Genomic DNA, 9,737 nt, shown 5'->3' with positions numbered 1-9,737 from the left:
TCGGCGCGTCGCGGTCGATCGAGCCGCGGTGGGTATGGAACTCCGCGCCAGGCGTGAGCGACATCGTGTAGTGCCGGGTTGGGGGGCGGGGTCGCGGCCGGCGACTTGCCCATCGCCAACAGCATTTCGCCGGTTCGCCGGGACAACTGCCAACCCCCTTGGAAGGGCGTGAATTCCATGGGGAAGTGGAAGCTGCCGTTTGCCGGTTGGGCCGTGTTGACGTCGATGGTCGCCACCACGTCGGCGGGGGTCTTGTCCGACCAGGCGATGTCGTGGGCGACGAAGGTCATCGGGAGGTAGCCGTTGTCGCGCAACGCGTTGGAGAACTTGCCCAGGGTGTCCGCGCTCTCCGGGGTGGCGCCCTCGACCAGACTCACCTTGTTGATACCGGGTACGTCGCGGTCGACGTCCTGGATGCGGCCGAACGGCTGGTGGCAGCGCACCCCGAGTTCGAGCTGCTGTCGGTGCGGCGCGGCCTGCGGCGCAGCGACGACTAGGCGCCCGCTAGCCGTCGCGGCCCTCGCGTTTGCGCCCCAACGGCGCCGGGGCGATGACGCCGGGTGCGAGCCGTCGCGTGAAGACCAGGAAAGCAGTGTGCCCGCGCATGGAGTGCTGCGGCCGGACGGCCAGGCCCACCACGTTCCAGCCCCGTTGCAGCGTCTCCCACGATCGCGGCTCGGTCCAGCACTGCTGGGCCCGCAACGCCTCCACGACGCGCGACAGTTGGGTCACGGTCGCCACGTAGATCATCAGTACGCCGCCGGGGATCAGCAGGCGGGACACCGCGTCGAGCACCTCCCACGGCGCGAGCATGTCCAGCACGGCCCGGTCAAAGGAGCCGCCGGGCCGATCGGAGTCGGCGACGTCGCTGACGATCAGCTCCCAGTTGTCCGGCGGCCGGCCATAGAACACCGAGACGTTGCGACGGGCGTGTTCGGCGTGATCGGCGCGCTGTTCGTAGGAGACCACTCGCCCCTCGGGCCCGACCGCGCGCAGCAGCGAGCAGGTCAGCGCCCCCGATCCGGCCCCGGCCTCCAGCACGCGCGCGCCCGGGAAGATGTCGCCCTCGTGCACGATCTGCGCCGCGTCCTTGGGGTAAATGACCTGCGGCCCGCGGGGCATCGACATGATGTAGTCGACCAGCAGCGGGCGCAGCACCAAGAAGGGCGCCCCGTTGCTGGATTTGACCACGCTGCCCTGTTCCAGCCCGATCAGCGCGTCGTGGGCGATCGAGCCGCGGTGGGTATGGAACTCCGCGCCAGGCGTGAGCGACATCGTGTAGTGCCGGCCCTTGGCGTCGGTGAGTTGGACGCGTTCCCCGACGGTGAACGGGCCGGTTGCGGACACGCCGTCTAGCGTGCCAGCCGACTCGCCGTGGGCGGTGCCCGGGGTTGTCGGCACCCGGTTCTACGCTGCGCTCATGATCGACCAGCCGCAGACACGCGCGCGGCCGGCTGCGAAACCGGCGCTCTCCCCGTCGCGGGCGGCCGACTTCAAGCAGTGCCCGCTGCTGTACCGGTTCCGGGCGATCGACCGGTTGCCCGAGGCGCCGTCGCCCGCACAGCTGCGCGGCTCGGTGGTGCACGCGGCCCTGCAGCAGCTCTACGGCCTGCCCGCCGCCCAGCGCGGTCCCGACACCGCGCTGTCGCTGGTCGAGCCGGCCTGGGAGCAGGTGATCGCCGCCGCGCCCGACCTGGCCGGTGAGTTCGATCCCGCGCAGCGCGGGCAGCTGATCGCCGAGGCCCGTGCGCTGCTCTCCGGCTATTACCGGCTCGAGGACCCGACCCGCTTCGACCCGCACTGCTGCGAAGAACGCGTGGAGGTCGAGCTCGCCGACGGAACGCTGCTGCGCGGGTTCATCGATCGAATCGACGTCGCCGCCACGGGCGAGCTGCGGGTGGTCGACTACAAGACCGGCAAGGCGCCGCCCGCCGCGCGGGCGCTGGCCGAATTCAAGGCGATGTTCCAGATGAAGTTCTACGCGGTTGCCCTGTTGCGCACCCGCGGCGTGCCGCCCACCCGGCTGCGGCTCATCTACCTCGCCGACGGCCAAGTGCTGGACTACTCGCCCGACCAGGACGAGTTGCTGCGCTTCGAGAAGACCTTGATGGCGATCTGGCGCGCTATCCAATCCGCCGGGCAGACGGGCGATTTCCGCCCCAGCCAGTCGCGGTTGTGTGACTGGTGCCCACACCAGCAGCACTGCCCCTTGTTCGGCGGAACGCCGCCGAATTACCCGGGATGGCCGGAATACATACCCGCACAAGATGTTTCGCGTCAGGCCGAGCCGGCGGCGTGACAGGTCGCTCACCAATAATGTGACCAGGGTCTCTGTCGCGTAACCGCCGACTAAGCGGCTCACCGCGAGTGCGGTATGCTGTTGACAACGTTGGCGCCGAACGGCTTGCCAGCACGTCGTGATCGATTCGTTATTTCTTCTCAGATCCCCGCGGGGCGCCGAGTCAGAGATGACCAGGTGCGCACCGCACAGCCTCGAGTCGCGGCGATCGATGTTGCCAGACGGGCAATCTCGCTACCACCGATGCTTAGGGACAATGAAATATGCTTGAAGACAAAACTTTTGCTCACCTCGGCGTGAGCCAGCCGTTGGTTGACGCGCTCGCTAAGGGCGGCGCTCACCGGCCGTTTCCCATCCAGATCGAGACCTTGCCGGATACCCTTGCGGGCCGTGATGTGTTGGGCCGCGGCAAGACCGGCAGCGGCAAGACGCTCGCGTTCTCGATCCCGCTGGTAAGCCGGCTCGATGCCGGTAACCGGCGGCCGGGCCGGCCGACCGGGCTGGTATTGGCCCCCACCCGTGAACTGGCGACCCAGATCGCCGCGACCATCGAGCCGCTTGCCGCGGTTCGGCGCCTGCGCGTGGTCACGATCTTCGGCGGGGTGCCGCAGCACAGGCAGGCCGCGGCGCTGAAGTCCGGGGTCGACATCGTCGTCGCCTGCCCGGGCCGCCTGGAAGACCTGATGAAGCAACGCATCATCGATCTGAGCGCGGTGCAGGTCACCGTCATCGACGAGGCCGACCACCTCGCCGATCTGGGCTTCCTGCCCACCGTTACCCGTATCTTGGCGGCCACCCCGGCGACCGGCCAGCGGCTGCTCTTCTCGGCCACGCTGGACGCCGCGGTCGACACCCTGGTGAAGCGATTCCTCACCAGCCCGGTGACGCACTCGGTCGCGGACCCGGCGTCGCTGACCCCTGCGATGACACATCACCTCTTCTGTGTCGATGGGCCACAAGCCAAGAAGGACTTGGTACACCGGTTGGCCGCGGGAGACTCGCGGCGGATCCTGTTCATGCGGACCAAACACCAGGCCCGCAAGCTGGCCCGGCAACTCACGCAGTCGGGTATCGCGTCAGTGGAGTTGCACGGCAACCTTTCCCAGGCCGTGCGCGACCGGAACTTGGCGGCGTTCGCGGCCGGACACGCGCGAGTGCTCGTCGCGACCGATATCGCCGCGCGCGGCGTGCACGTCGACAACGTCGACCTGGTGGTCCACGTCGACCCGCCCGCGGAGCACAAGGCTTATCTGCATCGATCCGGCCGCACCGCCCGGGCCGGCGCCTCCGGTGACGTGGTCACCATCGCGCTGCCCGAGCAACGCCGCGACACCGAATCGATGATGCGCAAGGCGGCCATTCGCGCCGTTCCCCAACAGGTCACGGCGGCCTCCCCGGTCATCCACGCGCTGGCCGGCGAAGCCGCGCCCCGCAAGGTAGTCGCGCCCGCCTCGGCGCCGTCCCGCCGGCCCGGGCCGACCGCGGTTGCCGGTCACGGTCCGTCCGCCGCACGTAGCAGGCGACGCCGTTCCCGCCGCCCCGCCACCGCGTCGCGGTAGGCCACTTACTCGACGGTGGCGACCCGCCACGCCCGACGGCGGCGACCCGCTTCTAGGCGAGCGGTGTCATCTCCTGCAGCATGGTGGGAATGAGCTCGCTGACGGTGGGATGGATGTGCATGGTGCGCGCGAGCGTGGTGTAGGGCGCCTTGGCCGACATCACGTCCAGGATTTCGTGGACGGCCTCGTCGCCGCCGACGCCGAAGATGGCCGCTCCCAGGATCTCTCGGGTTTCGGCATCGACCACGACCTTCATGAAGCCTTGCGTCTCACCCTTTTCCACCGCCCGGCCGACCCTGGTCATCGGCCGCTTACCGACGAGCGCCGTGCGGCCCGACGCACGAACCTGGTCGACGGTCATGCCGGCCCGTCCTAGCGGTGGGTCGATATAGAGCGCGTAAGTGGTGATGCGGTCGCTGACCCGGCGCGGGTCGTCATCGAGCAGGTTGGCGGCGACGATCTCGAAATCGTTGTAGGAGGTGTGGGTGAACGCCCCCTTGCCATTGCAGTCGCCCATCGCCCAGATGTGGTCGACGTTGGTCTTGAGCTGGTCGTCGACGACGATGTAGCCGCGGGCGTCCGTCCGCACACCCGCCGCCTCAAGCCCCAGGTCGTCGGTGTTGGGTCGCCGGCCGACGGCCAGCAACAGGTGACTTCCGGCGATGGGATCCGCACCCGCTCTGGGCGTGAGTTCAAAACCGTTGCCGGTCTTGGCAACCCGAACGTTGTCGGCGCCGACGATGACGTCGATGCCCTCGTTCTCCAGGATGGACCGGACGGCCGCGGACACGTCCTCGTCTTCGCGGGACGCCAGGCGCGAAGCCCTCTCGACGACGGTCACCGAGGCCCCGAAGCGCCGGTACATCTGCGCGAACTCCAGCGCGATGTAGCCGCCGCCGAGGATGACGAGATGCGTTGGCAGCGTGTCGAGTTCGAGGATGGAGACGTTGGTGAGGAACTCGATGTCAGACAGGCCCGGGATGTCCGGCACCACCGCGCGGCCACCGACGTTGAGAAAGATCCGGGCGGCGTGCAGCACGTCTTCCCCGCCCTCGGAGTCCACGCGCAATGTGTGCGGATCCTCGAAACGGGCATGCCCGCGAAAGACGGTGCAACCGGCCATGCCCGCCAGCCAGTCCTCGACGCCTTTGCGGTCGCCCAGCATGATGTCGTCTTTACGCGCCTTGACTTTGGCCATGTCCACGCTCACCGGTCCGGCAGAAACCCCGAAGTCCGCACCCCGGCGCGCGAGGTGGGCGGCGTACGCGCTGGCCACCAGCGTCTTGGTCGGGATGCAGCCGGTGTTCACGCAGGTGCCGCCGATCAGCTTGCGTTCCACCAGCGCGACACGCTGCCCCGCCGCCGTCAGTCGCCCCGCCAGCGGTGGGCCGGCCTGTCCGGCGCCGACGATGATGGCGTCGAAATGCTCTGTCACTTAACCGCCGTCAGCAGGTACTCCGTGAGCACGTGGCCCGTCGCCGCGGCAATGGCGAACCCGCCCAAGATCGCGACGGCGTCCTCCAGCAGCGCGATGGGCAAGTCCTTTCCGGCCACGCCGGCAAGACGTTTGCGCGCCTGGTACCCGCCGAGGGTGCCAAGCACCGCGCCGATGACGCCGGCCCCGAGCGCGGTATAGGTCCAGTGCGGCCATGCCCCCAGCACCGCGCCCGCCAGCCCGCCCATGATGATCCGGGCGGCGAAGATCGGCGGCGCCGTACGGGCCGGCGTCTTGGGCAACTTGTCATTGATGATTTCGCCGACGGCGAGAACCGTGAAGACGATGACCGTGATGATGTTGGCCATCCAGGCCGCCCATGTGCCGTGCAAGTCGATCCAACCCAGGAAGGCGGCCCAGGCGACGACGGCGGGGGCCGTCAGCGAGCGCAACCCGGCGACGACACCGATCAACAAAGCCAGCAGCACGATAAGCGCGTGTGTCACGAAGACCCTCCTGAGGGAAACGAACAGCCCGGCAATGGTCAGGGATGACGGCCCATGGGAGTGACACGGGCGAAACAGCCCTAGGCGGACGCTAACACAGCGGGGGTCACCGCACCCCGTTCGATCAGAAGCGGCAGAACCTGATGTCGGAAGCCAGAATCGCCTTGGCGCCGATGGCGGCCAGCTCGTCCATGATCTCGTTGACGCCGCGGCGCGGCACCAGGGCGCGGATGGCGACCCAGTCCGGATCGGCGAGCGGCGCGATGGTCGGTGACTCCAGTCCGGGCGTGATGGCCGTGGCCTTCTCCAGGACGGAACGCGGACAGTCGTAGTCGAGCATCAGGTACTGCTGGCCGAACACCACACCCTGGATCCGCGCCACCAGCTGATCGCGCGCCGCCCGTGTCCCGTTCTGGCCGTCGGGGTCGGCGCCCTCGATGAGCACCGCCTCCGAATCGCACAGCGGGTCGCCGAATGCCACCAGGTCGTGCAGGCTCAGGGTGCGCCCCGAGCCGACCACGTCGGCGATGGCGTCGGCCACGCCGAGCTGTACCGAAATCTCCACCGCGCCGTCGAGCCTGATGACGGTCGCCTCAATGCCCCGCTCGGCCAAGTCTTTTCGGACGAGATTCGGGTAGGCGGTGGCGATTCGCTTGCCGGCTAGGTCGGCCGTCGTCCAGTCCCGGCCGGCCGGCCCGGCATACCGAAAACTCGACGACCCGAAGCCCAACGCCAGGCGTTCGCGCACGGGCGCGTCCGAGTCGCGGACCAGGTCCCGTCCGGTGATGCCGAAGTCCAGCTGTCCCGAACCCACATAGATCGCAATGTCTTTGGGCCGCAGGAAGAAGAACTCGACCTGGTTGACCGGGTCGATGACGGTGAGATCTTTGGAATCGGTGCGACGCCGGTAGCCCGCCTCCGCGAGAATCTCGCTGGCCGGTTCGCTCAGCGTGCCCTTGTTGGGAACCGCGACCCGCAGCACGCTCACAGCTTCCGATAGACGTCGTCGAGGGACAGGCCACGCGCGATCATGAGCACCTGCGTCCAGTACAGCAATTGGCTGATCTCCTCGGCCAGCGCCTCGTCGGGTTCGTGTTCGGCCGCCAGCCACACCTCGCCGGCCTCCTCGAGGATCTTTTTGCCCAGCCCGTGGATGCCGCCGTCCAGTGCCGCGACCGTGGCGCTGCCGGGGGGCCGGGCGCGGGCGCGCTCCCCCAGTTCGGCGAACAGGTCCTCGAAGGTCTTCACGGCCAGCGATTGTTTCACGCGGCGCCGAGCAAAGTCACGGCGGTTTCCGCCGGTGACGTTTTGAGCCGCCGGTCAGTCGAACCCGGCGAGCGTCATGCGCAGCGCCTCTTCGAGCTGAACGTGAAACTCCGACCCGTCGGGGGGCTGAGTGAGCCAGCGGTCGATGACGAATTTGGCTGTGGCCAAGCTGGTGTGCACCAACAGCGCGGGCCGGATGTCTACCGCAACGTCGACGCCCATGCGGGACGCCACTTGCTCGACGAATTGGCGATGTTCGGCCTCGGTGACCAGCACGGATTGGCTCAACATCCGCGGGGCGGTGGCGACGGCCTGGCGCCAGGTATCCAGCGTCTGGACTTCGTTGGCCTCTTTGGCGCGCGCGACGAACAGCCGGATCAACGCCTCGACCGGTGACTCGTCCGGTGGTCTCGCGCTGTAGGACTCGACGATCTCGGCGCTGGCCTCCCGGACGGGACCGACAAGCAGGCTCTCCTTGCTGGGTGCGTACCGGAAATAGGTGCTGATCGATACGCCGGCCGCCGCGGCGATGTCCTCGGTCGTCACCGCGTCATAGCCGCGTTCGGCGAAAAGCCGTTGGGCGGTCTGCTGGATCTGGGAAAGCAGCGCGGCCCGACGCCGGTCCCGCAGCGAGCCCGTGTTTGCTGAGGGCATGCCATCACCTTCGTCAATCCGACATTCCGGCCCCATGGTGTCGTCCAGCGACGAACCGAGATGAGTGACTCTACACTATTGAAAGTCCCTATCAAGTAGGCTAATGTGATGCGGCACACATTAACGAACTGCAGAGTCTAAGGGCTTGTTGACACTATTTTAATAAGAATAGCCTTCAATCGCGCTCGAGGTCGTCTGCTCGGCACTCAGGAATTCAGGGGTGGGAGAGGGCCGATGAACGCGGTAGCTGGTACGCGATGACTCGCGCCATTAGTTTGCTGGGCGGGCCGCAGGTCGTGCCGCTATGACGACACAAGTCGATGGCGTCGCCGCCGTTCGGGACTGGTCGGTCGGATACGTCAAACGTCACCCGGTCGCCTCGCTGACGACGGTCGGGGAACAGTTCGTTTTGGGCGTGCGCACCATTCAATACTTCTTCTTCGACCTGATGACCGGGCGATTCCAATGGCAGGAGTTCGTCCGCCAGGGAGCGTTCATGGCCGGCACCGCCGTCTTGCCGACGATCCTGGTGTCGCTGCCGATCAGTGTCACCCTCTCCATCCAGTTCGCGCTGCTGGCCGGCCAGGTCGGGGCCACGTCGCTGGCCGGGGCGGCCAGCGGGCTCGCGGTCATCCGGCAGGGGGCGTCGCTGGTGGCCGCGGTGCTGATGGCATCGGCCGTCGGGTCGGCGATCACCGCCGACCTGGGTTCGCGCACGATGCGCGAAGAAACCGACGCGATGGAGGTGATGGGCGTCTCGGTGATCCGCCGTCTGGTGGTCCCCCGCCTCGCCGCGGCGGTGATGATCGGCGTGGCCCTCACCGGCGTCGTGTGCTTCGCAGGGTTCTTCGCGAGCTACATGTTCAACGTCTATTTCCAGAACGGGGCGCCGGGCAGCTTCGTTTCGACATTCGCGTCGTTCGCTACGACCGATGACATGATCCTGGCACTGGTGAAGGCGATCGTGTTCGGCGCGATCGTGGCCATCGTGTCCAGCCAGAAAGGCTTGTCCACCAAGGGCGGACCAACGGGCGTCGCGAACTCGGTGAACGCGGCGGTCGTCGAGGCGATCCTGCTGCTGATGATCGTCAACGTCGCGATCAGCCAGCTTTACATCATGTTGTCCCCCAGGACGGGGCTATGACGTGACGGCCTCCGCTTATCAACCGTTCGCACCGATTTCGGTTCCGTTCGTCCGCCTCTACCGCAGGGGCAAGGTACCGATCATCCGGCTGGGCCATTTGTTGGTCTTCTTCGTCCGCGCACTGGTCGCCGTGCCGCTTGCCCTGCGTCAGTACCGGGGCGAGTTCTTGCGGCTGCTGTCGAACATCACCTGGGGCAACGGCTCGATCGTGGTGGGCGGCGGCACCGCCGGCGTGGCCGTCGTCCTCGGCACGACCGTCGGCGCGCTCGTCGGCATCGAGGGCTACAACTTCCTGGATCTGCTCGGACTCGGCCCCGCCACCGGGTTCGTCTCCTCGTTGGTCAATACCCGCGAGTTGGCTCCACTGATGGCATCGCTGGCCTTCGCCATGCAAGGCGGCTGCCGCTTCACCGCCCAGCTGGGATCCATGCGCATCGCCGAGGAAATCGACGCGATGGAATCGATTGCGATCCGCCCGATCCCCTACCTGGTGACCACCCGGCTGATCGCTTCGGTGGTGGCGATCGTGCCGCTTTACGCCGCGTGCCTGGCGATCGGCTACCTGAGTACGCAAATCGTGGTGGGGATCGGCAGTGGCGGCTCGACAGGTTCCTATCTGCACTACTTCACGCTGATGCTGGCCGGCCAGGACATCGTCTATTCCTTGATCAAGGCCGTCATCTTCGTCTGGATCGCATCGACGATCCAGTGTTACTACGGGTACTACGCGAGCGGCGGGCCCGAGGGCGTCGGGGTCGCTGCGGGACACGGCATGCGAGCCAGCATCACCGTCGTGATCATCGTCAACATGCTGCTCACCATGGCGCTGTGGGGCGTCGACTCCGGCGCACGGTTCGGCGGGTAGGTCGCGAAC

General features: G+C 67.4%; 11 protein-coding genes and 1 pseudogene. 5 read left to right on the top strand and 7 right to left on the bottom strand.

Annotation, left to right across the window (positions count from 1 at the left end):
• Positions 1–76 (bottom strand): annotated as a pseudogene (locus A5709_RS29265) (hypothetical protein); the annotation flags it as partial.
• Between the two features lie 130 nt (positions 77–206).
• On the opposite strand from A5709_RS29265, the gene A5709_RS29260 reads away from it, so the two are divergent.
• The gene (locus A5709_RS29260; RefSeq protein WP_369827328.1) at positions 207–497 is read left to right on the top strand and encodes a DUF503 domain-containing protein; all 291 of its coding nucleotides are present in this window, start codon (positions 207–209) and stop codon (positions 495–497) included.
• A 7-nt stretch (positions 498–504) separates the two neighbouring features.
• Here A5709_RS29260 and trmI read toward each other — a convergent pair whose 3' ends face one another.
• Complete coding sequence (gene trmI, locus A5709_RS13875) at positions 505–1,347, bottom strand: tRNA (adenine(58)-N(1))-methyltransferase TrmI (protein ID WP_068120392.1); 843 nt, start codon at positions 1,345–1,347, stop codon at positions 505–507.
• A gap of 73 nt (positions 1,348–1,420) precedes the next feature.
• On the opposite strand from trmI, the gene A5709_RS13870 reads away from it, so the two are divergent.
• Positions 1,421–2,299, top strand: a complete 879-nt coding sequence (locus A5709_RS13870) for a RecB family exonuclease (protein ID WP_068120390.1) — start codon at positions 1,421–1,423, stop codon at positions 2,297–2,299.
• Between the two features lie 263 nt (positions 2,300–2,562).
• Positions 2,563–3,858, top strand: a complete 1,296-nt coding sequence (locus A5709_RS13865; protein ID WP_068120388.1) for a DEAD/DEAH box helicase — start codon at positions 2,563–2,565, stop codon at positions 3,856–3,858.
• A 52-nt stretch (positions 3,859–3,910) separates the two neighbouring features.
• Here A5709_RS13865 and A5709_RS13860 read toward each other — a convergent pair whose 3' ends face one another.
• The 5 genes from A5709_RS13860 to A5709_RS13840 all read right to left on the bottom strand — a co-directional run bounded on the left by A5709_RS13860 (position 3,911) and on the right by A5709_RS13840 (position 7,719).
• A complete protein-coding gene (locus A5709_RS13860) occupies positions 3,911–5,293 on the bottom strand; it encodes an FAD-containing oxidoreductase (RefSeq protein ID WP_068120386.1) in 1,383 nt (460 codons plus the stop codon).
• Positions 5,290–5,799 (bottom strand): DUF4126 domain-containing protein, encoded by a 510-nt coding sequence (locus A5709_RS13855; RefSeq protein WP_068120383.1) that lies wholly within the window; start codon positions 5,797–5,799, stop codon positions 5,290–5,292. Before A5709_RS13855 ends, A5709_RS13860 begins: the two co-directional genes overlap by 4 nt.
• A 124-nt stretch (positions 5,800–5,923) precedes the next feature.
• A complete protein-coding gene (hisG, locus tag A5709_RS13850) occupies positions 5,924–6,781 on the bottom strand; it encodes an ATP phosphoribosyltransferase (RefSeq protein ID WP_067945137.1) in 858 nt (285 codons plus the stop codon).
• A 2-nt stretch (positions 6,782–6,783) separates the two neighbouring features.
• Entirely contained in the window at positions 6,784–7,065 is a 282-nt protein-coding gene (locus A5709_RS13845; RefSeq protein WP_067945125.1) for a phosphoribosyl-ATP diphosphatase, read from the bottom strand.
• 54 nt (positions 7,066–7,119) lie between these two features.
• On the bottom strand, positions 7,120–7,719 hold the full coding sequence (locus A5709_RS13840) for a TetR/AcrR family transcriptional regulator (protein WP_068120381.1): 600 nt from the start codon (positions 7,717–7,719) through the stop codon (positions 7,120–7,122).
• 304 nt (positions 7,720–8,023) lie between these two features.
• On the opposite strand from A5709_RS13840, the gene A5709_RS13835 reads away from it, so the two are divergent.
• Entirely contained in the window at positions 8,024–8,863 is an 840-nt protein-coding gene (locus A5709_RS13835; RefSeq protein ID WP_067945129.1) for an ABC transporter permease, read from the top strand.
• 1 nt (position 8,864) lies between these two features.
• A complete protein-coding gene (locus A5709_RS13830; protein WP_067945130.1) occupies positions 8,865–9,728 on the top strand; it encodes an ABC transporter permease in 864 nt (287 codons plus the stop codon).
• The last annotated feature ends 9 nt before the right edge of the window (positions 9,729–9,737 follow it).

The sequence above is a fragment of the Mycobacterium sp. E1386 genome, from assembly GCF_001672745.1.
In the GTDB taxonomy this organism is placed as follows: domain Bacteria; phylum Actinomycetota; class Actinomycetes; order Mycobacteriales; family Mycobacteriaceae; genus Mycobacterium.
Note: the sequence above shows the minus strand (reverse complement) of the source record. Positions and strands in the feature narration are given on the sequence as shown.

What these genes read in the sequence shown, in the direction of transcription:
- A5709_RS13865 (WP_068120388.1), top strand. Translation starts at nt 2,563, where the DNA reads ATGCTTGAAGACAAAACTTTTGCTCACCTCGGCGTGAGCCAGCCGTTG.
- A5709_RS13840 (WP_068120381.1), bottom strand. Translation starts at nt 7,719, where the DNA reads ATGCCCTCAGCAAACACGGGCTCGCTGCGGGACCGGCGTCGGGCCGCG.
- A5709_RS13835 (WP_067945129.1), top strand. Translation starts at nt 8,024, where the DNA reads ATGACGACACAAGTCGATGGCGTCGCCGCCGTTCGGGACTGGTCGGTC.
- A5709_RS13870 (WP_068120390.1), top strand. Translation starts at nt 1,421, where the DNA reads ATGATCGACCAGCCGCAGACACGCGCGCGGCCGGCTGCGAAACCGGCG.